The following is a 23,281-nucleotide window of genomic DNA, read 5'->3' as shown; positions in this document are numbered from 1 at the left end:
CCGCAGTTAATCAATTGATCCGTTCGCCGGGAGCAGCCGTGTCGGAAACCGTCGCCCAGTCACAGACAGACCCTGAAAATCTGGCAGTAAAACTGCCGCGACGGGTTTCCGCCGTGACCGTGACCTACCATACCGGCCCGGTATTGTGGGAAAATCTGGTGGCGCAACTGGCGCAGCCAGAGCTGGATGAGTTGATCCTGGTGGATAACGGCAACCTGCCGGAAACGCGCCGCCGGCTGGCCGAACTGGCAGCGACCGAGCCGCGCCTTCGCTTGCTGCAACCGCAACGCAATCTTGGCTTTGCCGCAGGCTGCAATTATGGCGCCTCGCAGGCCAAGGCGGATTACCTGGCTTTTGTGAATCCGGATTGCGTGCTGCTGCCTGGCACTTTCAGCGCCATGATGGATGTGTTCGAGGCCGAGGCTGGCGCCTGGATTTGTGGTGGTCGGCTGCAACATCCCGATGGCCGAGAGCAGCGCGGCGGAAGACGCCAGGTGGTGTCGCCCTGGCGCACCTTGATGGAGGTATTGCGGCTTGACCGGGTATTTCCCAATCACCCGTATTTTCGCCGTATCAACAGTCTTGAAGATGAAATGCCGTCCGGAACGGTGGATGTGCCCACGGTCTCAGGCGCATTCATGGTGATCCCGCGCCGCCTGTATGAACGCCTGGGCGGCATGGACGATCACATGTTCCTGCATTTCGACGATGTTGATCTCTGTATCAGGGTCGGGCAGATGGGCGGGCGTGTGCTTTATGCCAGCCAAGTACCGATCCCGCACCATCTCTCCACGTCGGATGTCTCACGCATTTTCATTGAATGGCACAAGGCGCGCAGTGCCAGCTATTATTTCGTCAAGCATTTCCAAACCAGCTATCCACGGTGGTTCCTGTCGCTGGTTTCCACCCTGGTTTGGCTGCGCTTCTGCCTGCTGTTTTTTTCACGTTTACCAAGCGATCTGCCCGGTATCATGCGCCGTCTGATGGGCCGGCATCAGAGCTGAAAGCGCGAAACCCCGCCCTGACCGAATGCGGTTCAAGGCAGGGTTCGGCAAACAATAACAGCCTTACTTCTTCTTGGCGGCCTCTTCAGCCGCCTTCTTGGCTTCTTCGCTCTTTTTCAAGGCATCCTGGGTGGCGGCATTGGTGGCATTGGCCGGACCCTGCTGGGTGGCAACCGGCGCCGTTATGCCGGTAACTGTGCCGGCAGTCTGTGCCTGGGCGCTGTTGAACTGAGCGGTGCCGAATAGCAGACCGGCCGCAGCGGCGATGATAAATGCGATCTTCATATTGCCCTCCTGGAGCTAATGCGCGTCTAGCTTTATATCATATGGCGGGCGAAACGGCAGGATTCCAGATCAGTGAGTGGAATTTTACAATTCAAACCAAAGCTCGGCATCGCCCTGGCGGCAATACTGCTGCTGCTTGCCAGTTGCCAGCAAGTGCCGCCGGATGCCGGCCTGGCGCATGATCCGCCGGCCAAGGCGCAACAGGTGATGTTTCGTGACGGCGTGCCGCATACCGACCGGCTGGGTCGCTTGCGCCGCGAATACGATCCGGCCGCTTCGTTCTTTCCCATCGGTATCTATCATGCCCTGCATGGCGAGGCTTACGGGCAGCAACACGATCTCAGCAGCTTCAAAACGGCCGGTTACAATACCGTGCATCTCTGGCCGGTGCAGGATATCGATGCAGCGCTGGATGCGGCGGAAAAGCTTGGTCTTCAGGTGATCTTGCAGGACCCCGACGAGGCCTTGGCGCAACGGCGCAAGGATAGCCCGGCCGTGCTGGTTTGGATGCTGGGCGATGAACTAAGCCAATATGCCGTGGGCGACAAGCTGGTGCCGCGTCTGGCCGAATATGAAGCCAAAACGGCGCGGTTCAAAAGTTTTGATCCGCACCGCGCCAACCTGCTGGTGGATGGCCCCGGCATGCGGCCGGAGCAATATGCGATCTGGCCGCTCTGGCTGCACAAGGCGGATATCCAGGCGCAATTCAATTATCCATTTATCCGCCGCTACGATCCGGTGCTGGATATTGAACGTGTTGGCCGCATCGTGGCGCGGGCGGTGCGTTTGAGCGGCGGTACAAAACCGATCTGGTATATCTCGCAGGCTTTCACCTTCCCGGCGGTTGGCTGGTACCTGCCCAGTATCGAGCAGTTGCGCGCCACGGTGTTCACCGCGCTGGTGCATGGCGCCAGCGGCATCATCCATTTCAGTTATGACAGCCACGGCACCCGCGATGGCGGGGTGATCGGCATCAGCCCGGCGCCGCAGCATGATTATCATGCCGTGCCGGATTATGATGCCGATGGCAAACCATCGGTCGCAGCCAGTGCGGCGGAGCGCGCCGCCAGCCAGGCCTTGTGGCATCAGGTGGCGGGATTGAACCGCGAACTGGCCGCACTGGCGCCCAGCCTGCTGCGACCGACAGCTGCCCTGAATTGCAAGGTGACGGCCGAGGGGCCGCATCGCCGCGCCTTGCCGCTGCGCCTGCTGGCCAAGCAGACCGAACGGCCGGATGAAGTGCTGCTGATTGTGGTGAATATCGAAGCCGTGCCGTTGCAGGCGCGCTATGAATGCGATGCGCCGATTGCCGCGCTTTCGCCGTATTTGCCGGATAGCAGCAGTGCCATGCAGCTCGCCGCACCGTACACCATTCAGGATCATCTGCCGCCCTTCGGCGTGCGGCTCTATCGCCTGCGGCTGCAATGAACCGTGCGGTCGTGGATAACCCGGGCAGGGATGTGGTGGCCGGCCTGAGCTGGGCGCTGGCGGCGATGCTGCTGGCTTTCTTTATCAATGCGTTTCCGGCCTGGTCGGCTTTGAGCCAGCAGCTTGGAAAGCAGGCCGCCCTGCTGCCCTTTGGCCTGCTCGGCCTGATCCTGCTGCCTCTGGCGCTGCTGGCCTGGCGCCGCCGGCCTTGGGGTTGGCGCTGCATTCTGGCCGGTATCCTTTGTGCCGGCCTTGGCCTGCTAGCCACCGATCCGGCCTTTCCGGCCAAACGTATCCATGTGGCGGAATATGCCGTGCTGGCGCTGGTGCTGCGCCGCGCCCTGGCGCCGTGGCTCAAGGGCTGGAGCCTCACCCTGGCCGCTGCTTTGTTTGGCCTGCTGGCCGGCCTGCATGACGAAATGGTGCAGGGCCTGCTGCCCAGCCGCAGCTTTGGCCTGCGCGATATCGGTGTTGATGGCCTGGGCGCGCTGGCCGGCAGCTTGCTCGGCCATGGCCTGCGGCTGGCGCCGGGCGCAGCTTCGGCGGCAGCCTTGCGCTGGCGCGATCTGCCGCCAGCCTCATGGGCCTTGGGCCTGCTGCCGCTTGGCCTTGGCGTGGCCCTGCTGGCCTGGCCGCTGGAGCGGCTGGCCGGCAGCGCCATTCCGCTCTGGACCGTTTCGCCCTTGCTGGCCGGCTGTGCTCTATTGCTGGCGCAGCCGCCGGTGTCTGATCCGGGCTGGCGCCGCCTGCTGCTGATCCTGCTCCTGTTCACCGCGCCCTTGGCGCTTTATCCATTGCTGAGCCATGTTCCGCCGCTGGTTTTTCGCTAGTCTGTTCGGCGCTGCCGCGCTTGCCGCTTCAGCCACCGTGTGGTGGCCGGGCGCCGCGCCGCGCCGCAACGTGATCCTGCTTACCGTGGAAAGCACCCGCGCCGACATGGTGCGGCCGGATACCGCGCCCAACCTGCTGGCTGCCGCAGATGGCGCGCTGCGGTTCCAGCAGCACCGCGCCATCTCGGGCTGGACTGCGCCGAATATCGTCGCGCTGCTCACCGGCCTGGATGCGTATGAAAATGGCATTCATGCCTCGGGTGATACCGTGCCGCGCGACCGTGACTTGCCGTTGCAGGCGCTGAGCCGCCAGGGCTGGCGCGTCAGCGGCCTACAGGCTTTCATGCGGATCGATCAATTCCAGCATCTGGGCCTGTTGGTGGAGCCGGGTGAAGCCCTGCTGCCCTGGCTGGGTGGCCGTGTGCTCGATGGCAAGCCGTTTTTCCTCTGGTATCATTATCTCGAAACCCATCTGCCCTATGCGCCCGGGCCGGATTTCATGCCGGATTGGAAAAGCCTGCTGCCGCCGGGCGACAATGCGGCGATTGACCGGGTTGAGGCAGCGGGGCGGCAACCATCGGTGCCGGCCGGCAGTGTTGCTTTCAAACCGAGCGACCGCGCTGCGATTGTTGCCCTGCATGAAGCCACCTTGCGCGAATTTGATGCCTGGTTCGGCCGTTTCTGGCAGTTCTTCCAGGCCAGTGGCCTGGCCGAAAATACCATTCTGGTACTGACCGCCGATCACGGCGAGGAGCATCTGGAACGCGGCCTGGTGGGCCATGCCTCCACCACGCATCAGGCGCAATTGCATGAGGAGATCGTGCGGCTGCCGCTTTTTGTCTGGCTGCCCAGGGATATGCAGCAGCCGCCACAAATGGTGGCCAGCCCCAGCGACCACCGCGATGTGCTGCCCAGCCTTTTGGCCTGGCTCGGGCAGGCGCCAAAAACCGACATACCATTGCTGGATCAGGCGCCGCATGCCTGGCGCGCCTTGACCAGCCAGGCCGGTTTTGCCGAACCCGATCCGGATCAGGTGCGCACGTTTGTTGCCGCCCGCATTGAAGGCGATTGGAAACGCATCGAGCGGCGGGTGGATGGCAAGCTGGTGGCGGCGCAGCTTTATCATCTGCCCAGCGATCCGGGCGAACACTATGACCGCAGCGCCGAACGGCCTGATATCGCCGCCCGCCTGGCCGAGGCGATGTTGCGCGATTTCGCCGCCCGGCGGATTGATACCCGTGTCGCCAATCTGCCGGCAGAGCCGGGTGCCGCGCCGCGCTGGCAGATGCCTGCCGGCAGCCAGGCGCTGCGCTTTGCCGATATTGCCGGCGGCATCCGGCTGGCTTGGAGCGGCGATGCAACAGCGCGTTATGTGCTGGAATATGAAGCCGGCGATGGCGGCGCCATGAGCCTCAAGGGCCGGCTGGATGTGCTGGGCCTGGAAAAGGATTTTGGCCGTATCGATGAAGCCTATTGGCGCAGCTATGTGCTGCCCTATGGCAAGGTGCGGCTGCGTGTTGGCCTGGCCGGCCGCAACGATGCCTGGAGTGACTGGATCGAAGTGAGGGCGCTGCCATGAAGCTATCGCGCATCAAGGCGGGCGCGGCGTTGCTGATGCTGCTGGTCAGCTATGCCGCCTATGCGCAAGGCTGGCGGCAAACGCCGCTGCTTGATCCGGCCCGCGCAGAGCGCGTTGCGCTGGCCGAGCGGGTCATCCGCGAGGAAAAGACGGATGATGCGGCCGAGCGGATACTGGCCGAGCTATACTGGCAGCGTTATCCCGATGTGGCAGAGAGCCCAGTTTTTGGCCGCCAGGGCCGCCTCGGCATCCAGGGCGCCCGCGAACATTACCAGCGCCATGGCCGCCATGAAGGCCGTGTCTGGGGGCTGGATTAACTGTCGTTCAGCGCCGGCCCAAAGCCGCGCAGGGCTGGCCGCGCAGGCGGCCATCGCATACTTCCACGCCGCGCATGAAATCCGCCCATTGGTCGCCCGTGGCGGTATCGCGCAGCGGCGGCGGCACCTTGTCGGTGGCGGAATGCCAGGCGCGCTGCACCAGATACAGGCTGTCGATGCCCTGGATCACCTTGGCCATGACAAATTCATTGGCCAGCTTGCCCGGCGCCGGTTTGCTGCCGGCGCATTGCATGGCGAAGATGGTGGTGGGATAGCCCTTTTCCCAGCGGGTTTCCACCGGATGGCTGGAAAATGCCGCGCAGCTATTCTTCCATTCGGCCTGTAGGGTTTCGGCCACCTGCTTGGGGTCTTTGCCGGTCACGCCGAAGAACACCACGATGGCCATGCGCTCGGTCCAGTTTTCCAGTGTCTGGCCCTTGGGCAGAAACTCAAAGACGCGGCGCTCTTCCTTCATATCCTGTGCCACCAGCACATAGCCGGGCAGTTCCGGCGCCAGCACCTGTTCGGCCGGCGGCGGTGCATCGCGGCCGACCTGCCGCTGCGCCGGGGCTTGTTGTGCCGGGGCTTGTTGCGCCGGCTGCGCCAGGGCGATGCCAGGCAGGCAGAACAGGGCAACGAACAGGGCGGTGAGGGGTTTACGCATGTAACAGACTCCAGCGAATCGAGCACTTAGACTGACGGAATTTTGTGGCGGAATTGCGGTGGGGATCAGATCAGGCCCCGGCCGCGGAAACTGGTATGGCCCTGGCGCCCGACAATGACGTGATCATGCAGTGTGATACCAACAGCGCGGGCGGCATCGCGCACCTGCTTGGTCATCTCGATATCGGCCTTGGAGGGCGTCGGGTCGCCCGAGGGATGGTTATGCACCAGGATCACCGCGCTGGCCTGTAATTCCAGCGCCCGGCGCACCACTTCGCGCGGATAGACCGGGGTGTGGTCCACCGTGCCGCGCTGCTGCTCCTCGTCGGCGATCACCACATTCTTGCGGTCCAGGAACAGGATGCGGAATTGCTCGGTGGGGTTATGCTGCATGGCGGCGTGGCAGTAATCCAGCAAAGCCTGCCAGGAACTGATGGCATGGCGGTGCAGCACCTCGCCCTTGAGCAGCCGCAAGCCGGCCACTCGCACCAGCTTGAGCATCGCCACCACAGCTTCCGAGCAGCCGGCCTGGCGCAGGCGCTGCGGCTCGGCGCTGAGCAGGGCGCCCAGGCTGCCGAAAGCCTGCAACAGCTCCTTGGCCAGCGGCTTCACATCGCGGCGTGGGATGGCGCTGAACAGCAGCAATTCCAGAATCTCGTAATCCGGCATGCCGTCGCCGCCGGTTTCCAGAAAACGCTCGCGCAGCCTTTCACGATGGCCCAGATAATGCGGCTTGGCCGCTTCGGCATCGGGGCTTTCGGGGCTGGCCGCTTTAGGCATAGGGTGGCTTGTGCAGACCCTTGGGCGATAGCGTGAAAATCTCGTAGCCGGTCGCGGTGACGCCGATGGAATGCTCAAACTGTGCCGATAGCGAGCGGTCCTTGGTCACGGCGGTCCAGCCATCGGAGAGCAGCTTCACCTGCCACTTGCCGGCATTCACCATCGGCTCGATGGTGAAGAACATGCCTTCGCGCAGCGGCACGCCGGCACCCGGCTCGCCGTAATGCAGGATATTCGGCGGCTCGTGGAAAATCCGGCCCAGGCCATGGCCGCAGAAATCGCGCACCACCGAGAAACGTTCGCGCTCGACAAAGCGCTGGATGGCATGGCCGATATCGCCGGTGGTGGCGCCCGGCTTCACCACTTCGATGCCGCGCATCATGGCTTCATAGGTGATGTCGGTCAGCCGGCGCGCCTTCACGCCCACATCGCCAACCGGAAACATGCGGCTGGTATCGCCATGCCAGCCATCCAGGATCACGGTAACGTCGATATTCATCACATCGCCGTTTTCCAGCACCTTGTCGCCCGGGATGCCGTGGCACACCACATGATTTACAGAGGTGCAGATCGATTTCGGATAGCCGCGATAGCCCAGCGGCGCCGGCACCGCCTTGCGCTCAACGATGAAATCATGGCACAGCCGGTCAAGCTCGCCGGTGGTAACGCCCGGCACCACATAGGGGATGATGAAATCCAGCGTTTCCGCTGCCAGTCGGCCGGCGCGGCGCATGCCCTCAAAATCCGCCGCACTATGCAGCCGGATGGCGCCCGGGCGGAGATCCGCCAAGTCGTCCTCGTCCTCGGCCAGCGCGGTATTCTGATTCACTAGCGTAATCCTTATTCTTCAATCGGCAGGGCGCGCCTAAGGGCAATACCCTGTTGCGTTACGGAACAATCGTAACATAGCGCCTCGATGCCGGCTTTCCTAGCCTCGCGGAATGCGGCCGCATAGCCCGGATCACAATCCTCGGCTAGGCGAAAATGGCGGCAATCCGGGCGCTGGACCAGGAACAGCATCACTGCCCGGTTGCCCCGGCGGGCCTCGGCGGCCAGCTCGCGCAGATGTTTGGCGCCGCGCGCGGTGACACAATCGGGGAATTCCGCCATGCCGGCGCGGCGGCTCAGATGCACATTCTTCACTTCCAGATAGGCCGGCGGGCGGTCTGGTCCGGCCAGTCGGAAATCCACCCGGCTGTTGCTGCCATAGGCCACTTCCGGGCGGATTTCAGCATAGCCGGTCAATTCCGGGATGGCCTGGGCCTGCAAAGCCTCGGCCACCAAGCGGTTGGGCAAGGTCGTGTCGATGCCCACCAGCGCCCCGGTATCAGGTATTTCGGTCAGCACCCAGCCCCAGGCCAGTTTGCCGCTGCCTGGCTTGAGCCAGATATTCATGCCCGGCTCGCCCAGGCCCAGCATGGCGCCCGGATTGGGGCAATGCGCCAGGGCCGTGCTGCCATCAGGCAGCAGCACGTCGGCCAGAAAGCGTTTATAGCGCCGGATCAGCCGGGCCGGTTGCAGCGGGGTTGGAAAAAGCATGACCACCCCCCATAACCGCTTTTGGCCGGTCTGGTCTAGCTATGGTGGAAATGCTATTTCCTCAGGGCCATGACAGACGCACAGACATCCAGCCCGAAAATCGTCACCGCAGCCATGCTGGTGATCGGCAACGAAATCCTGTCCGGCCGCACCCGGGATGCCAACACGCATTTCCTGGCCGGCAAGCTGACCGAACTGGGCATCCGCCTGGCCGAGGCCCGGGTGGTGCCGGATATCGAGGCCCGCATCGTGCAGGCGGTGAATGAGCTGCGCGCCAGCTATGATTATGTCTTCACCTCGGGCGGCATCGGCCCGACGCATGATGACATCACGGCGGATTGCATCGCCAAGGCTTTCGGCGTTGGTATCGACATCCAGCCCGAGGCGCGGCGCCGGCTGGAAGCGCATTACGAGGCCGGCATGCTGAATGCCGCCCGCCTGCGCATGGCGCGGATTCCCGATGGCGCCAGCCTGATCGATAATCCGGTGAGTGCCGCGCCCGGCTTCCGCCTCGGCAATGTGATGGTGATGGCCGGCGTACCGGCGATTTTCCAGGCCATGGTGGGCTCGGTGGCGCCCGATCTGGTGGGCGGCGACAAGCTGCTGTCGCGCACGGTGATCGCGCTGATCCCGGAAGGCGCCATCGCCGAGCAGCTTGGCAAGCTACAGCAGGATTATCCCGATCTGGATATGGGTTCCTATCCGGCTTTCCGGGGCGGCAAGGCTTCCTGCGCCATTGTGCTGCGCGGCACCAACAAGGCCCGGCTGGATGCCGCCGCCGAGGCGATGCACGGCATTTTCCGCGGCATGGGCGGCGAGCCATTTGAGAACGAGATTGTGTGATGCGGCGATTTTTTCTGATGCTGGCGCTGCTTGGCCTGGGCAGTGCTGCCACCATACAGATGGCTGGGGCACAGATGCCCAATGCCTTGCAGCCGCCGCCGCCTTTCCTGGGCCGCGACCTGCTGGCTTTATGCCAGGGCGCCGAAGGCAGCCCGCAGCGCGCCGGCTGCCTGCGCTATCTCCAGGCCGCCGTGGCGATGTATGAGGCCATGGTGGGCGAGGGCAAGGAAATTTCCTGGTTTTGTGCGCCGCGTGAAGCGCCCGCTGCCAGCCTGCGGCAACAATTCATGGAATATGGCGCCGATAACGTCGAGGACATGAGCCAGGATGCCATCAAGGCCGTGCGGCTGGCGCTGACCGATGCCTTCCCCTGCCAGGAATAGGCCGGCCAGCCTTCCTTTTGCCCCAATCCGGGCGCAGAATTTATTCTGGTAGAACTTCGGAAGGAGATGTGCCTTGCGCTTTGCGCCTGCCATAGCCCTCTGCCTGCTGCTGGCCGGCTGCGGCCCGCCGCTGGTCTGGGACCGGCCGCAAACCGCAGCGGCTGACTTGCAGCTTGATCTGCGGGAATGTCGCGGCATGGCGCGCCAGCAGGCTTTTGCTGAAAGCTGGCCCGGCTTCTATTCGCCCTATGGCTTCTACCGCCATGGCTTCTATGACCGGCGCGGCGGCTTTGTGCCTTATGCGCCGTTTGGCGGCCCTTTTGGCGATCCGTTTCTGGAGCGCGATTTCCGCGAGGCATCGCTGCATGAATTCTGCATGAAGGCACGCGGTTATCGCCTCACGCCGGCGCCCCAGGCCAGGGCGGAGCCAGGCTGATGCCGCGCCACGCCTGCCTGATTGCGCTGCTGCTGCTGCTCGCGGCCTGCGCCTGTGCCGATACCGAATGGGCGCGGCCGGATACTGCCGCCGCGCAGCGCGACAGCGATCAGCGCCAATGCCAGCAGATTGCCGATTACCAGGCTTTTGATGAAAGCTTCGGCGGCACGGCGAAATATCCGCCCTTCCGCGATACACAATTTCTCACCGGCGGCGGTGGTGATGATGGCGGCGGCGGCCTCACCGTGTCTTATTCCCAGCGCGGCCCGCGGCTCTACGAATTGACGGAATATTGCATGGAGCAGCGCGGCTACAGCCTGCGCAAACTGGCGCCATGATGATGAAGCCGCCCTTCATGCTGCTTGCCATGCTGGCATTGGCGGCCTGCACGCCAGGCACCGCCACTGAATGGGCGCGGCCGGATACCACGCTGGAGCAACAGGCCAAGGACGAGGCGGATTGCGCCCGCATCGGCGACCAGAAGGCTTTTGATGCCAGTTTCCGACCGCGCGTTTATGGCATGGGCGCCAATCTCAGGGTGGAAAGCCCAAGCTACTCCGAGCGCAGTTCGGATATGTATTTCTATACCAATGAATGCATGTTGCAGCGCGGCTACCGGCTGGTGCCGGTAACACCAAAAAGCTAAATCTCGCCCGCACGGTGGCAGGCCACTTGGCGGCCTGAATGTTCGCGCAAGGCCGGGGTTTCGCTGCGGCAGCGTTGCTGCACAAAGGCGCAGCGTTCGGCCAGCGCGCAGCCAGGCTCGGCGCTGGCCAGGCCGGGATTACCTTGCAGCAAGTGCCGCTTGCGTCTGGTGCCGGCTGGCGGCGGCTGCGGCTTGGGCAAAGCCGCCAGCAAGGCCCGGGTATAGGGATGCGCCGGGGCCTGGAAGATGGTGGCGGTATCGCCCTGTTCAACAATGCGGCCGAGATACATCACCGCCACGCGGGCGCAGAGATGATCCACCACCGCCAGGTTATGGCTGATGAACAGGTAGGTGATGCCGAACTGGCGCTGCAAGCCTTGCATCAGATTAAGCACGCTGGCCTGCACGGAAACATCCAGCGCGCTGACCGGCTCGTCGGCCACGATCAGTTTTGGCCGGGTGATCAGGGCGCGGGCGATGGCGATGCGCTGACGCTGGCCGCCGCTGAATTCATGCGGGTATTTCTCGGCGTCACCGGCGCGCAGCCCCACCATATCCAGCGCCTCGGCCACCCGCGCCACGCGCTCGGCCCGGTCGGCGCGTTCCAGCGCTTCCAGCGGTTCGGCCACGATACGGCCAACACGCTGGCGCGGATCGAGCGAGCCATAGGGATCCTGGAACACCATCTGGAAATCACGTCGCGCGGCCCGCAGCGCCGCCGCATCCAGCGCATTCAGGTCCTGGCCCTGAAACAGCACACGCCCCTGGCTGGGCTGTTCCAGCGCCATGGCCAGCCGGGCCAGGGTGGATTTGCCGCTGCCGCTTTCGCCCACCAGGCCCAGGCTTTCGCCGGCGGCCAGGTCCAGGCTGACACCCTGCACCGCCAGCACCTGACGCGCCGGGCCGAACCAGCCCTGGCCGGGCAGGCGATAGCTGCGATGCACCTGCTCGATGCGCAGCAATGTCATGGCACGCGCCCCTGGCGTGAAATATCGGTGCGCCAGCATTTCGCCACATGCGCCGGGCCGATGGCGATATCCGGCGGGGTGCTGTCGCGGCAGCGGTCCTGCGCCAAGGCGCAGCGCGGCGCGAAGGCGCAACCACGCCCCAGTTCATGCAGGTCTGGCACAATGCCGGGAATGGTGGGCAATTCTCCAGCCATTGACCATCCAGGCGGGCGGCCCAGGCGCGGCATGGCGCCGAACAGGCCCTGTGCATAGGGATGCGCCATGGCGGCAAACACATCCAGCACCGGGCCATGCTCCACCGCCTGGCCGGCATACATCACCAGCACGCGGCGCACACTTTCAGCGATCACACCCAGATCATGGCTGATCAGCATCAGCGCCATGCCGCGCTCGTCCACCAGATCGTCGATCAGATCAAGAATCTGGCCCTGTATTGTCACGTCCAGCGCCGTGGTCGGCTCGTCGGCCACCAGGATATCGGGATTGCAGGCCAGCGCCATGGCGATCATCACACGCTGGCGCTGGCCGCCGGAAAGCTGGTGTGGATAGGCTTCGGCGCGGCGACGTGGCTCAGACAGGCCAACCCGATCCAGCAGGGCCACCACCCGCTCAAAGGCCTCGGCGCGGCCGAGTTTTTGATGCAGCAGCATCGGTTCGGCCACCTGCTCGCCGATACGTTGCAGCGGGTTGAGCGAGGTCATCGGCTCCTGGAAGATCATGGCGATGCGGTTGCCGCGCAGGCGGCAGAGTTCGGCTTCAGGCAGTCGCAGCAGGTCGCGGCCATCATAGACAATGCTGCCGCTGGCTCGCGCACCTTCCGGCAGCAGGCCAAGCAGCGCCAGTGCGGTAAGCGATTTGCCGCAGCCGCTCTCGCCGACAATGCCCAATGTCTCGCCGCGTTCCAGCGTGAAATCCAGCCCGCGCACCGCCCGCGCCGGGCCGCGCGCGGTGGCCAGTTCCACATGCAGGTCGCGCACTTCCAGCAGGCTCATGGCAGCAGGCTCATGGCGCTCACCGTTGCCGCGACAGGCGCGGATCGGTCAGATCGCGCAGGCCGTCGCCCAAAAGGTTGAGGCCCAGCACACTCAGCATGATCGCGATGCCGGGAAACACCACCAGCAGCGGGGCGCGGAAGATCAGCGCCTGGGCTTCGTTCAGCATGCGGCCCCAGGATGGCGTGGGCGGCTGGGTGCCAAGGCCGAGATAGGACAGCGCGGCCTCGGCCAGGATGGCGAGGGCAAACTGGATCGTCGCCTGCACTACCAGCACCGCCAGGATATTCGGTAGCACATGCTCGATGGTGATGCGCAGCGCGCCCTTGCCGCAGGCGCGTGCCGCCAGGATGAAATCACGCGCCCAGATCGCATTGGCCGAGCCGCGTGCCACGCGGGCAAAGATCGGGATGTTGAAAATGCTGATGGCGATAATCGAATTCAGCGATTGCGGCCCCAGCACGGCGGCAAACATGATGGCCGACAACACGGCAGGAAAGGCGAAGGTGAAATCCGCCGCCCGCATCACGCCTTCCTCCACCCAGCCGCGCCGCGCCGAAGCCCACAGGCCCAGCGCCGTACCGATACTGGCGCCGATGCCCACCGCCAGCACGCCGACGATGATGGAATTCTGCGCGCCCACCAGCAGCATGGAGAAAACATCGCGGCCAAAGGCATCGGTGCCGAGCCAGTTCTCCGCCGAGGGTGGGCCGAGGCGGCGGCGGATATTGATTGCGGTCGGATTGTAGGGGGTCCATAGCAGCGACAAGGCCGCCATGCCCAGCATCAGCAGCGTGAGCAGGCCGCCGGCAACAAAGCTGCGATGGCGCAGCGCGCGGGCGAGGAAATCACGCATCCTGCGCCGCTAGACGAGGGTCGATCAGCGCATAGAGCAGATCAACGAAAAAATTCACCACCACCACGGTGAAGGCGAGCAGGATCACGGCAGCTTTCACCACCTCGATATCGCGGTTGCTGATCGCCTGGAATACCAGCCGGCCCAGGCCGGGCAGCGAAAACACCTGTTCCACCACGATGGCGCCGGCCAAAAGGCCGCCGAATTGCAGCCCGATCACGGTTATCACCGGGATCAGCGCGTTGCGCAGCACATGGCGGCGCAAAACGGCGCCCTGCGATAGCCCTTTGGCCCGCGCCGTGCGCACAAAATCCTCGCGCAGCACTTCCAGCAGGCTGGAGCGGGTGATGCGGGCCAGGATCGCCGCCTGCACCACCGCCAGCGCCAGGCTGGGCAGGATCAGGCTTTTATAGCCGGCGGCGATGTCGGCCCAGCCGGCAAAGCCGCCAGCGGCGAACCAGCCCAGATGCACGGCAAATAGCAGGATCAGCAGGATGCCGAACCAGAAGCTGGGGATCGAGATGCCGATCTGGCTCAGCCCCATGATCAGCACATCGCCCAGCCGGTTATGCTGCCGCGCCGCCAGCAGGCCCAGGCCGAGCGCCAGCGCAATGCTGAGCGCCATGGCATTCAGCGCTAGCGGGTAGGTGAGCCACAGTCTTTCGGCGATCAGCGGCCAGACCGGGGTTTTATAGGCATAGGAGATGCCGAAATCGCCTTGCAGCAGGGCGCCGATCCAGGCCAGGTAGCGGATATGCGCCGGGCGGTCGAGGCCAAGCTGGCTGCGTAGCACGGCCAATTGCTCGTCGCTGGCATCGGTGCCGAGCAAAAGCAGGGCCGGGTCGCCGGGCAGGATTTCCAGCACCAGGAACACAATCAGCGAGGTGGCCAGCAGGGTCGCCAGCAGGGTCAGGCCACGTTTTGCCAGGAAACCGGCCACGCGCTACAGGCTCCAGCGCCGCGCTGCCAGCCGGCGCAGCAGGTCGCGCTTCTCCTGGGCGGTCAGGGCCGGCCAGGCGCCGATTTCCTCGCCGGTGCGCCAGCAGCCCAGGCAATAGCCGCTGCCGGTGTCGATCCGGCACACTTTGGTGCAGGGTGAGGGTGGATGCACGTCGGTATCGTCCCAAGCGGCCATACTCGCGGGTAGCACCCCCGGCTGTTCCTGTCCAGTACTCTAAAACCCGGCTAATTTCCGCCCCGGCCCTTGATGCCCCGGAGGGGAGCGCTTATCTGTCGGTCGCGCCAAAAGGAAGCGATCAGGGGAGTAGGTGGGCATAATGATCGAAATACGCGATTTGGTGAAGAAATTCGGCCCCTTCGCCGCAGTTGACGGGATTTCCCTGAGCGTTGCCAAGGGCGAGGTGCTGGGCTTCCTGGGTCCCAACGGCGCCGGCAAATCCACCACCATGAAGATGCTGACCGGCTTCCTCACCCCCACATCCGGCAGCATTGCGGTTTGCGGCCATGACGTGGCCGAGAACCCGCTGGCCGCCAAGCGCGTGATCGGCTACCTGCCCGAAGGCGCCCCGGCCTATGGCGACATGACGGCGCGCGGCTTCCTCGATTTCATCGCCGATGTGCGCCGCCTGTCCGGCTCGGAACGTCAGTGGCGGCTCGACAAGGTGATCGATCAGGTCAATATCAAGGATGTGCTGGATCAATCGATCGACACGCTGTCCAAGGGTTACAAGCGCCGCGTCGGCCTGGCCCAGGCAATCCTGCATGATCCGCCGGTGCTGGTGCTCGACGAGCCGACCGATGGCCTCGACCCGAACCAGAAGCATGAAGTGCGCGGCCTGATCCAGGGCATGGCCAAGGAAAAGGCGATCATCATTTCCACCCATATCCTGGAAGAAGTGGAAGCGATCTGCCACCGCGCCGTGATCATCGCGCGCGGCCGCGTGGTGGCCGAGGGCCGCCCAGAGGGCGAAGGCTGGCGCATCGGCGAGCTTTATGCCCAGCCGGGCCGGCTCGATGCCGCCTTCCGCCAGTTGACCCAGCCGCGCCAGGCCGCTTGAGGATTCCATCATGACCGGATTGTCCGCCGTATTCCGCCGCGAGCTGGGGGGCTATTTCTCCACCCCGGTGGCCTATGTCTTCATCGTGGTGTTCCTGTTCACCACTGGCATCTTCACTTTTTATCTCGGCCAGTTCTTTGAGCGCGGCCAAGCCGACCTGAAGGCGTTTTTCCTGTTCCATCCCTGGCTCTACCTGTTTTTCCTGCCGGCTATCGCCATGCGGCTCTGGGCCGAGGAGCGCAAGAGCGGCACCATCGAATTGCTGCTCACCTTGCCGATCCCGCTGGGCCAGGCAGTGCTGGGCAAGTTCCTGGCCGCCTGGGCCTTTGCCGGCATCGCGCTGGCGCTCACCTTCCCGTTCTGGATCACCGTGGCCTGGCTCGGCCAGCCCGATCATGGCGTCATCCTGGCCGGCTATCTCGGCAGCCTGCTGATGGCCGGCGGCTATCTCGCCATCGGCTGCTGCCTCTCGGCGCTGACCCGCAACCAGGTCATCGCCTTTGTGCTCAGTGTGCTGGTCTGCTTCGTGTTCACGGTTTCCGGCGCGCCGATGGTGCTGAATTTCTTCTCCGGCTGGGCGCCGAATCTGGTGGTGGATACCATCGCGTCGTTCAGCTTCCTGACCCATTTCAACGCCATCACCGAGGGCGTGATCGATCTGCGCGACCTGATCTATTTCGTCTCGCTGATTGCGGCCTGGCTTTATGCCACTGCCGTGGTGGTTGATATGAAGAAGGCGGGCTGAGCCATGAACACGCGTAACAAAGCACTCCTCACCGGCACCGGCCTGGTCGCGGCCTTCGCGCTGTTCTTCGCCGTCAATGTCGCCTCCAACCAGGGCCTGCGCGATGCGCGGCTTGATCTGACCCAGGCGCGGCTCTACACGCTCTCGGATGGTACCCGCAATGTGCTGAAGGGTTTGCAGGAGCCGGTGACGCTGCGCTTCTTCTTCTCCGACAAGCTGGCCACCCAGGCGCCGCAGATCAAACAATATGGCCAGCGCGTGCGTGAATTGCTGGAGCGTTATGCGGCCTTGTCGGGCGGCAAGCTGCGGCTGGAAGTGATTGATCCGGAGCCGTTCTCGGAAGCCGAGGATCGCGCCGTTGCCGCCGGCATCCAGGCGGTGTCGTTGGGCCAGTCCGGGCAGAATTTCTATTTTGGCCTGGTCGGCACCAACAGCGTGGATCAGCAGGAATCAATCCCGTTCTTCCAGGCCGAGAAGGAACAATTCCTCGAATATGACCTGACCAAGCTGGTCTATGGCCTGAACAACCCGAAGAAGCCGCAGATTGCCGTGCTCGGCTCGCTGCCGCTGGAATATGGCCCTGGCGGCATCATGGCGGCGATGCGTGGGCAGTCGCAGCCCTATCTGGTGCTGGGCCAGATCAAGCAGTTCTTCGATGTGAAGATGCTGGAAGGCGCCAAGGCCGAGGATATCGATCCGGCCAAGATCGATACGCTGCTGCTGGCGCATCCGAAGGATCTGTCAGACGAGCTGCAATATGCCGTTGACCAGTTTGTGCTCAAGGGCGGTCGGCTGATTGTGTTTGCCGATCCCTATTCCGAAACCATGGCGGCGATGCCCAATCCGATGACCGGCCAGCCGATGCCGGGTGGCGATAGCGGGTCGCTGCTGCCCAAGCTGTTCAATGCTTGGGGCGTTGAAGTTGAGCCGAAATTTGTTGCTGATCTGGCGCTGGCGCAGCGGGTGCAGACCGGCCGCAGCGGTGCCGGCGCGGTGGCGGATTACATCCCCTGGCTGGCGTTGACCCAGGCGCAGATGAACGCCGATGATATCGTCACCTCGCAGATCACCGCGATCAACATGGCCTCGGCCGGCGCGATCAAGAAACGTGAGGGCGGCACCACCAGCATCCAGCCGCTGATGCAATCTTCCAACAATGCCATGCTGATGGATGTGGCCGATCTGCGTGGCGATCCCAACCCGCAGGCGCTGGCCGAGAAATTCAAGGCCAGCGGTGAAGTCTACACCCTGGCCGCCCGCATCAGTGGCCCGGCCAAGACTGCTTTCCCTGATGGCCCCCCGGCGCCCAAGGCCGATGCCGAAAAGAAGGAAGGCGAGGGCAAGCCGGCCGAGACTGCGCCGCAGGTGAAGGAAAGCGCCAAGCCGATCAATGTGGTTCTGGTGGCCGATGCCGACCTGCTGGATGATCGCTTCTGGGTGCGTACGCAGCAGATGTTCGGCCAGTCGCTCTATGTGCCGATTGCCGCCAATGCGGATTTTGTCGTCAACGCCATCGACAATCTGTCCGGCTCAGGCGACCTGATCGGCCTGCGCAGCCGCGGCAAGTCGCAGCGGCCGTTTGATGTGATCGAAGGTCTGCGCCGCAATGCCGAGCAGCAATATCAGGCGCGCGAGCGCAGCTTGCAGAAGAAGCTTGAAGAAACCGAGAAGCAAATTGCCGATTTGCAGAGCAAAGCCGGCAGCCCGGCGGCGGGTGCTGCGGGCGCCAATGCGCTGGTCAGCGCCGAGCAGCAGGCTGCCATCGAGGGCCTGCGCGGCGAGATTCTGAATACACGCAAGGAACTGCGTAATGTACAGCGCGAGCTGAACCGCGATATCGAGCAACTGCAGCTCGGCATCAAGTTCATCAATATCGGCCTGGTGCCGCTGCTCGCCGCCGTGGTGGCAATCGGCCTCAGCCTGGCCTGGCGCCGCCGCCGCGTAACGCGGCGGGTTGAAGGGTAAGGGGTTGCGTGATGAAGGGTAAGCTTGGCATCGTTCTGCTGGTCGCTGCGGTCGCGCTGAGCGGCGTGGCCTGGTATGTCGCCGACCGCCGCGAACAGGCCACAGAGGCGGATTTTGCCGCCAAGCCGCTTTTCCCCGGCCTGCCCAAGCGGGTCAACGAGGTGACGGCGATTGAGGTGGAAAGCCTGAAGGGCAAGTTCCGCATTGAACTAGCCGGCGAAAACTGGGTGATGCCGGCCAAGGATGGCTATCGCGTCAAGGCCGATATCCTGCGCAAGAATGTGCTGGGCATCGCCGGGCTGGAAACCATCGAGCCGCGCACCGACAAGCCAGAGCTTTATGATCGCATACAGGTCAGCGACCCGGCGGCCTACAAGCCAGCCGATGAAGCCGCCAAGGGCGATCCTGGCCCGATCAAGGTGAAGTTGCTGGATGCCAAGGGCGTTGCCCTGGCCGATCTGGTGGTTGGCAAGGTGCGCACGCGCGAGATTGGTTCCAAGCCGGCTGAGCTGCATGTCCGCCTGGTGAACGAGGCCAAGGCATGGCTGGCACGTGGCCGGGTTGAACTGCCGGCCGATCCGGTGGCTTGGCTCGACAAGGAGATGGTCAAGATCGAGCGCGCCCGGGTGGCTTCGGCCACCATCACGCATAGCGATGGCGAGGTGCTGGAACTGGTGCGCACCAATGGCGAGAACGGCACCGCCAAGGATGATTTCAAGCCGGCCCAGGCTTTGCCCGAAGGCAAGAAGCTGTCGTCGCAATATGATGCCAATTCGGCGCCCGGCGCGCTGGCTTTCATCAGCTTCGACGATGTGGCCCGCGCCGCCGCGCATGATTTCTCCAAGGCCAACCGCACCGAGATCGTGACGCTGGACGGCATCCGCGCCACCGTGCGCAGCCTGCCCGCTGCCGACAAGAAGGCCTGGATCACGCTGCAACTGGCTTATGATCCGGCGCTGGTGAAGGAAGACAAGGACAATGCCGCCCTGCTCAAGCCGGAAGCGGCGCAGAAGCAGGTGGAAGAGGCCAATAGCCGGATGAATGGCTGGGCTTATCTGGTGTCCGAATATGCCGCGCGCGACCTGCTGCGCCGGCTGCCCGAATTGCTTGAGGATGAAAAGCCCAAGGAAGACAAGAAGGATTGAGTTCTGCGGAGACGCGGCGTTGACAATGGGATGCCCGGGTCAAGCCCGGGCATGACGAAACACAAAAGGCGTCACCCTCGGACTTGATCCGAGGGTCCATCGACCGCCTCGGCTCCGGCGATTTGTGCCGATTGAAGACGAGGGTCCAGACCATGACCGACCAGACCATGCAATTCCAGGCCGAAGTGGCGCGGCTGCTGCATATCGTCACCCATTCGCTCTACAGCCAGAAGGATATTTTCCTTCGCGAACTGATCTCCAACGCCTCCGATGCCTGCGACAAGCTGCGTTTTGCAGCCCAGACTGATGCCGATCTATGGGCCGGCGACACGGAACTGCGCGTGCGCCTCAGTGTTGATAAGGCGGCGCGCACATTGACGCTGGCCGATAACGGCATCGGCATGAACCGCGATGAACTGGTGGCCAATCTCGGCACCATCGCGCGATCCGGCACCGGCGAATTTGTCTCCAAGCTGAGCGGTGATGCCGCCAAGGACATGTCGCTGATCGGCCAGTTCGGTGTCGGTTTCTACTCGGCCTTCATGGTGGCGGAAAAGGTCGATGTGGTGTCGCGCCGCGCCGGTGAGGCGCAAGGCTGGCGCTGGACCTCGGATGGCACCGGCAGTTTCAGCATCGGCGAGGCAGAAGCCGATACGGCACGCGGCACGGTGATCACATTGCATCTGCGCCAGGGCGAGGATGAATTCCTCGATCCGGTCAATCTGCGCCGCATCGTCAAAGCTTATTCCGATCATATCGCGCTGCCGGTTTTGCTGGTGCAGGACGGCCAGGAGGACGAGACGCTGAATGCCGCCTCGGCACTCTGGACCCGGGCCAAGAGCGAGATCAGCGACGAGCAGTACAAGGATTTCTACCATCACACGGCGCATGCCTTTGATGATCCCTGGCTGACCCTGCACACCAAGGCGGAAGGCAAGCTGGATTACACCTTGCTGCTCTATGTGCCCAGCATGGCGCCGCGCGATCTGTTTGATCCGGCGCGCAAGCCGGCTTTGCGGCTCTATGTGCGGCGCGTTTTCATCACTGATAATTGCGACGGCCTGGTGCCGCCCTGGCTGCGTTTCCTGCGCGGCGTGGTCGATTCCGCCGATCTGCCGCTCAATGTCAGCCGCGAAATGCTGCAAAACAATCCGGTGCTGGCGCGTATCAAGCAGGCCATCACCCGCCGCGTGCTCAGCGACCTGGAGCGTAAGGCCGAGAAGGAACCGGAAGCCTATGCCAGCTTCTGGGAAACCTTTGGTGCCGTGCTGAAGGAAGGCATCTACGAGGATGCCGAGCATCGCGAAAAGCTGCTCAAGCTGGCACGATTCCGCTCCTCAACCCAGGAGGGCTGGGTGTCGCTGGATGAATATCTTGGCCGGCTGAACGAAAACCAGACCGCGATCTACACCATCAATGGCGATCAGCTCGATACATTGCAGCGCAGCCCGCAGCTTGAAGGTTTCAAGGCAAAGGGCGTGGAAGTGCTGCTGCTCACCGATCCGGTGGATGATTTCTGGCTCTCTATGGTCACCGACTGGCAGGGCAAGCCATTCCGCTCGGTGACACGCGGCGGCGCCGATCTGGATGCGATCAAGCCGGCCGAAGATGCCGCCAAGCCGGAAACCAAGCCTGAGGCGGTGGAAGGCGCTGCGCTCGGCACGCTGATTGCGGCGCTCAAGACCATCCTGGGCGATGCGGTGCGCGATGTACGCGAAAGCACCCGGCTGACCGATAGCGCCTGCTGCCTGGTGGCCGCCGATGGCGATATGGACATGCATCTGGAACGCCTGCTGCGCATGAACAAACAATTCGCCCAGGCCGCAGCCAGCACCCGCATCCTGGAGATCAATACCAGCCACGCCCTGATCCGCCGCATGGCTGAACGCGCCGGCCAGCCTGGCGCCACCGAGGCGTTGGAAGATGCGGCGCAATTGCTGCTGGATCAGGCCCGTCTGGTGGAAGGCGAGCCGCCGCGCGACCCGCAGGCTTTCGCCCAGCGCCTGGCCAGGATGATGGCGGCGGGGATTCCCGCCGCCTGAGCCGCAATTACATCCCGATCTTGCTCAGCGGCACGCTGGTGATGCCGTAGCCGGCTTCCTCCGGGATGCGCAGATGCGGCTCACCGGGGGCTTCCTTGTCCAGCACCGGCATCACGCTGATGATGCGGTCGGTGGCGGCGGCCTTGAAGGCGGCGGCGCAATCGCGGCTGCGGGCCAGCTTCACCAACTGCATCCGGGTGGCGAAAACGATGGTCTTCTGTTTCGCTTCCCAGGCTGCCAATGCGGCATCGGGGTTGACCCATTCGGATTCAACCGCTTCCGAACCATCATGGCTGCCGATCTGGTCGGCCGGCGCGGGCGCCAGGAAAAACCAGGTATCGAAACGCTTCGGCATGTTTTGCGGCGTGATCCAATGCGCAAACGGCACCAGCGCATCCAGCGCATAGTCAATCTGCTCGGCTTCGGCCAGGTCGCGCAAACTGCGCTCGCCGCGGTTCAGCGGTTCGCGCCAGTCATGTAATTGCTGCACCCGGGCGGCATCCAGAAACCGGGCCGAGCCTTTTGGCCGCGCCAGCAGCAGGCCGGATTCCTCGAAGCTTTCCCGGATCGCGCCAAGCGCATAGGGCAGCAGGTCGGCGGCAAAATTGCCTGGCGTGACATGGCTGCCCAGCGCCGGGTCAAAATCACCCTCGGCCAGCTTGCCGCCGGGAAATACCAGCGCGCCGGAAGCAAAGTCGATGGCGTAATTGCGCTTGACCATAAAAACCTGCAAGCCGGCCTCGGCATCATCGCGCAGCATCAGCATTGTGGATGAAGGCAGCGGCGGCTTCGGCGGCAGGGGCGCGGCGCCATTGATGGCAGCATTCATAAGCGTTTCCTCGGATTTTTTTGTTGTTTGCTAGGATACTGTACGACGCAAATAATAGCGTTGGTAGCCGCCCGGTCCCGGCGAGCGCACGGCATCAAAACCGAAGCGCCCGAACCAGCCGAGCAGCGGCAGCAGCGCCTTCTCCACGCTGGCTTCCACCGCGCCCAGGCCCTGGCCACGCGCATGCTCGATAGCGTAGCGCAGCAGCAGGCCGCCAATACCGCGCCGCTGCGCTTCCGGTGCCACCGCCACGGCATGCAGCAGCAGGGCATTATGCAGCGGCAGCAGCACAATCAGCCCGGCCAGGTCGCCATCGGCTTCGGCGACATAAACCGCATCATCGGCGATCAGCGCGGCGTAATCATCGGTCACCGCCTGGGGCGGGCGCGGCAGCACGGTGGCATGGATACGATAAGCCTGGCCGGCAAGCTGTTTCAGCCGCGCCGCGTCACGCGGCTCGGCAGGGCGCAGGCGGGCAGGCGGATTACGCTTAATCTCGGGCATCGTCATTGCACATAAAGTCGGATGTGCCGTGCTCGCTGTCAATCTATGCGTTTCAGCGCCGGCCCAGATCGATGGCGCCCAGGATCGGGCCGCCGCGTGATGCCTGCACCAGGATCACGGCGCCTTTTTCCTGCCAGTTGTAATCGCCCAATCGCTGCGTCAGGTCCAGGCTGAGGGCTTCGCCGCTCCAGCGGCCGAGATCGGCCCAGCTGCGTGCCACATTCACATAGGTCAGCAATTTGCCGCGATTTTCGCCGCGTTCCACGGTCACGTCATGCCGCTTGTCGTAGAAGCAGAGCCAGATCGTTGCCTCGCCCTGCCAGGGTTTCAGGCCGGGAATCAGCAGTTTCTGCGGCCGGCCGGCAGCATCATACTCGGCGCTGAGTGGCAGATGTTTATCCTTGCGCGCCATCTGCAAAGCGGCTTCCACCGCCTCGCGGTTCGAGCCGATGGCGGGGTATTGGCCATCCACCATGGCCTGTGG

Annotated in this window: 28 protein-coding genes; 15 read left to right on the top strand and 13 right to left on the bottom strand. The window is 63.8% G+C overall.

Annotated features, from left to right (window positions below):
• The first annotated feature begins 38 nt into the window (after nucleotides 1-38).
• Nucleotides 39-1,004, top strand: coding sequence for a glycosyltransferase family 2 protein (locus KBB36_RS11160; RefSeq protein WP_290980304.1), 966 nt, complete (start codon nucleotides 39-41; stop codon nucleotides 1,002-1,004).
• A gap of 63 nt (nucleotides 1,005-1,067) precedes the next feature.
• On the opposite strand, the gene KBB36_RS11155 is transcribed toward KBB36_RS11160, so the two are convergent.
• Nucleotides 1,068-1,289 carry a hypothetical protein gene (locus KBB36_RS11155; RefSeq protein WP_290980301.1) on the bottom strand — a complete coding sequence of 74 codons (222 nt, stop codon included), beginning with the start codon at nucleotides 1,287-1,289 and terminating at the stop codon, nucleotides 1,068-1,070.
• Nucleotides 1,290-1,361: 72 nt separating this feature from the next.
• On the opposite strand from KBB36_RS11155, the gene KBB36_RS11150 reads away from it, so the two are divergent.
• Genes KBB36_RS11150 through KBB36_RS11135 form a run of 4 tightly spaced genes read left to right on the top strand, consistent with a single transcriptional unit; the run spans nucleotide 1,362 to nucleotide 5,443 of the window.
• Complete coding sequence (locus tag KBB36_RS11150; RefSeq protein WP_290980298.1) at nucleotides 1,362-2,717, top strand: hypothetical protein; 1,356 nt, start codon at nucleotides 1,362-1,364, stop codon at nucleotides 2,715-2,717.
• Nucleotides 2,714-3,547, top strand: a complete 834-nt coding sequence (locus tag KBB36_RS11145; RefSeq protein ID WP_290980295.1) for a VanZ family protein — start codon at nucleotides 2,714-2,716, stop codon at nucleotides 3,545-3,547. The genes KBB36_RS11150 and KBB36_RS11145 overlap by 4 nt, the downstream gene beginning before the upstream one ends.
• Complete coding sequence (locus KBB36_RS11140; protein ID WP_290980292.1) at nucleotides 3,522-5,126, top strand: sulfatase-like hydrolase/transferase; 1,605 nt, start codon at nucleotides 3,522-3,524, stop codon at nucleotides 5,124-5,126. The genes KBB36_RS11145 and KBB36_RS11140 overlap by 26 nt, the downstream gene beginning before the upstream one ends.
• Nucleotides 5,123-5,443, top strand: coding sequence for a hypothetical protein (locus KBB36_RS11135; RefSeq protein WP_290980289.1), 321 nt, complete (start codon nucleotides 5,123-5,125; stop codon nucleotides 5,441-5,443). Before KBB36_RS11140 ends, KBB36_RS11135 begins: the two co-directional genes overlap by 4 nt.
• A gap of 7 nt (nucleotides 5,444-5,450) precedes the next feature.
• Here KBB36_RS11135 and KBB36_RS11130 read toward each other — a convergent pair whose 3' ends face one another.
• The 4 genes from KBB36_RS11130 to sfsA form a co-directional block, all read right to left on the bottom strand.
• Nucleotides 5,451-6,107, bottom strand: coding sequence for a hypothetical protein (locus KBB36_RS11130; RefSeq protein ID WP_290980286.1), 657 nt, complete (start codon nucleotides 6,105-6,107; stop codon nucleotides 5,451-5,453).
• Between the two features lie 65 nt (nucleotides 6,108-6,172).
• A complete protein-coding gene (radC, locus tag KBB36_RS11125; protein ID WP_290980283.1) occupies nucleotides 6,173-6,886 on the bottom strand; it encodes a DNA repair protein RadC in 714 nt (237 codons plus the stop codon).
• Nucleotides 6,879-7,676 (bottom strand): type I methionyl aminopeptidase, encoded by a 798-nt coding sequence (gene map / locus KBB36_RS11120; protein WP_290980411.1) that lies wholly within the window; start codon nucleotides 7,674-7,676, stop codon nucleotides 6,879-6,881. The genes radC and map overlap by 8 nt, the downstream gene beginning before the upstream one ends.
• A gap of 50 nt (nucleotides 7,677-7,726) precedes the next feature.
• Nucleotides 7,727-8,425, bottom strand: coding sequence for a DNA/RNA nuclease SfsA (sfsA, locus tag KBB36_RS11115; RefSeq protein WP_290980281.1), 699 nt, complete (start codon nucleotides 8,423-8,425; stop codon nucleotides 7,727-7,729).
• A gap of 69 nt (nucleotides 8,426-8,494) precedes the next feature.
• On the opposite strand from sfsA, the gene KBB36_RS11110 reads away from it, so the two are divergent.
• The 5 genes from KBB36_RS11110 (at nucleotide 8,495) to KBB36_RS11090 (ending at nucleotide 10,733) form a co-directional block, all read left to right on the top strand.
• Complete coding sequence (locus KBB36_RS11110) at nucleotides 8,495-9,268, top strand: molybdopterin-binding protein (RefSeq protein ID WP_290980278.1); 774 nt, start codon at nucleotides 8,495-8,497, stop codon at nucleotides 9,266-9,268.
• Nucleotides 9,268-9,651 carry a Rap1a/Tai family immunity protein gene (locus tag KBB36_RS11105; RefSeq protein ID WP_290980275.1) on the top strand — a complete coding sequence of 128 codons (384 nt, stop codon included), beginning with the start codon at nucleotides 9,268-9,270 and terminating at the stop codon, nucleotides 9,649-9,651. Before KBB36_RS11110 ends, KBB36_RS11105 begins: the two co-directional genes overlap by 1 nt.
• A gap of 73 nt (nucleotides 9,652-9,724) precedes the next feature.
• Nucleotides 9,725-10,087 (top strand): hypothetical protein, encoded by a 363-nt coding sequence (locus tag KBB36_RS11100; protein ID WP_290980272.1) that lies wholly within the window; start codon nucleotides 9,725-9,727, stop codon nucleotides 10,085-10,087.
• The gene (locus KBB36_RS11095) at nucleotides 10,087-10,425 is read left to right on the top strand and encodes a hypothetical protein (protein WP_290980269.1); all 339 of its coding nucleotides are present in this window, start codon (nucleotides 10,087-10,089) and stop codon (nucleotides 10,423-10,425) included. The genes KBB36_RS11100 and KBB36_RS11095 overlap by 1 nt, the downstream gene beginning before the upstream one ends.
• On the top strand, nucleotides 10,422-10,733 hold the full coding sequence (locus tag KBB36_RS11090; RefSeq protein WP_290980266.1) for a hypothetical protein: 312 nt from the start codon (nucleotides 10,422-10,424) through the stop codon (nucleotides 10,731-10,733). The genes KBB36_RS11095 and KBB36_RS11090 overlap by 4 nt, the downstream gene beginning before the upstream one ends.
• On the opposite strand, the gene KBB36_RS11085 is transcribed toward KBB36_RS11090, so the two are convergent.
• The 5 genes from KBB36_RS11085 to KBB36_RS11065 are packed head-to-tail and all read right to left on the bottom strand — an operon-like array spanning nucleotide 10,730 to nucleotide 14,684.
• Nucleotides 10,730-11,701: an oligopeptide/dipeptide ABC transporter ATP-binding protein gene (locus KBB36_RS11085; protein WP_290980262.1), complete on the bottom strand. Its 972-nt coding sequence runs from the start codon at nucleotides 11,699-11,701 to the stop codon at nucleotides 10,730-10,732. The genes KBB36_RS11090 and KBB36_RS11085 overlap by 4 nt on opposite strands.
• On the bottom strand, nucleotides 11,698-12,693 hold the full coding sequence (locus tag KBB36_RS11080; RefSeq protein WP_290980259.1) for an ABC transporter ATP-binding protein: 996 nt from the start codon (nucleotides 12,691-12,693) through the stop codon (nucleotides 11,698-11,700). The genes KBB36_RS11085 and KBB36_RS11080 overlap by 4 nt, the downstream gene beginning before the upstream one ends.
• 19 nt (nucleotides 12,694-12,712) lie before the next feature.
• Nucleotides 12,713-13,549, bottom strand: coding sequence for an ABC transporter permease (locus KBB36_RS11075; protein WP_290980256.1), 837 nt, complete (start codon nucleotides 13,547-13,549; stop codon nucleotides 12,713-12,715).
• Nucleotides 13,542-14,489, bottom strand: a complete 948-nt coding sequence (locus KBB36_RS11070; RefSeq protein ID WP_290980252.1) for an ABC transporter permease — start codon at nucleotides 14,487-14,489, stop codon at nucleotides 13,542-13,544. The genes KBB36_RS11075 and KBB36_RS11070 overlap by 8 nt, the downstream gene beginning before the upstream one ends.
• A gap of 3 nt (nucleotides 14,490-14,492) precedes the next feature.
• Nucleotides 14,493-14,684, bottom strand: a complete 192-nt coding sequence (locus KBB36_RS11065; protein WP_290980249.1) for a DUF1289 domain-containing protein — start codon at nucleotides 14,682-14,684, stop codon at nucleotides 14,493-14,495.
• Between the two features lie 142 nt (nucleotides 14,685-14,826).
• On the opposite strand from KBB36_RS11065, the gene KBB36_RS11060 reads away from it, so the two are divergent.
• The 5 genes from KBB36_RS11060 to htpG all read left to right on the top strand — a co-directional run bounded on the left by KBB36_RS11060 (nucleotide 14,827) and on the right by htpG (nucleotide 21,464).
• Nucleotides 14,827-15,567 (top strand): ATP-binding cassette domain-containing protein, encoded by a 741-nt coding sequence (locus KBB36_RS11060; protein WP_290980243.1) that lies wholly within the window; start codon nucleotides 14,827-14,829, stop codon nucleotides 15,565-15,567.
• A gap of 10 nt (nucleotides 15,568-15,577) precedes the next feature.
• Nucleotides 15,578-16,312: an ABC transporter permease subunit gene (locus tag KBB36_RS11055; protein ID WP_290980241.1), complete on the top strand. Its 735-nt coding sequence runs from the start codon at nucleotides 15,578-15,580 to the stop codon at nucleotides 16,310-16,312.
• A 3-nt stretch (nucleotides 16,313-16,315) separates the two neighbouring features.
• Nucleotides 16,316-18,277 carry a Gldg family protein gene (locus KBB36_RS11050; RefSeq protein WP_290980239.1) on the top strand — a complete coding sequence of 654 codons (1,962 nt, stop codon included), beginning with the start codon at nucleotides 16,316-16,318 and terminating at the stop codon, nucleotides 18,275-18,277.
• Nucleotides 18,278-18,288: 11 nt separating this feature from the next.
• The gene (locus tag KBB36_RS11045) at nucleotides 18,289-19,422 is read left to right on the top strand and encodes a DUF4340 domain-containing protein (protein ID WP_290980236.1); all 1,134 of its coding nucleotides are present in this window, start codon (nucleotides 18,289-18,291) and stop codon (nucleotides 19,420-19,422) included.
• Nucleotides 19,423-19,574: 152 nt separating this feature from the next.
• Entirely contained in the window at nucleotides 19,575-21,464 is a 1,890-nt protein-coding gene (gene htpG, locus KBB36_RS11040) for a molecular chaperone HtpG (protein WP_290980233.1), read from the top strand.
• A 7-nt stretch (nucleotides 21,465-21,471) separates the two neighbouring features.
• On the opposite strand, the gene KBB36_RS11035 is transcribed toward htpG, so the two are convergent.
• From KBB36_RS11035 to KBB36_RS11025, 3 genes are all read right to left on the bottom strand, one after another.
• Nucleotides 21,472-22,293, bottom strand: coding sequence for a hypothetical protein (locus tag KBB36_RS11035; protein WP_290980230.1), 822 nt, complete (start codon nucleotides 22,291-22,293; stop codon nucleotides 21,472-21,474).
• Nucleotides 22,294-22,323: 30 nt separating this feature from the next.
• Nucleotides 22,324-22,797, bottom strand: a complete 474-nt coding sequence (locus KBB36_RS11030) for a GNAT family N-acetyltransferase (protein ID WP_290980227.1) — start codon at nucleotides 22,795-22,797, stop codon at nucleotides 22,324-22,326.
• A gap of 52 nt (nucleotides 22,798-22,849) precedes the next feature.
• The coding region (locus tag KBB36_RS11025) for a DUF1223 domain-containing protein (protein WP_290980224.1) at nucleotides 22,850-23,281 on the bottom strand (432 nt) is incomplete at its 5' end.

Source organism: Ferrovibrio sp. (assembly GCF_017994015.1).
GTDB lineage: Bacteria > Pseudomonadota > Alphaproteobacteria > Ferrovibrionales > Ferrovibrionaceae > Ferrovibrio.
The sequence above is the reverse complement of the archived record's forward strand: the minus strand, read 5'-3'. Positions and strand labels throughout refer to the sequence as shown.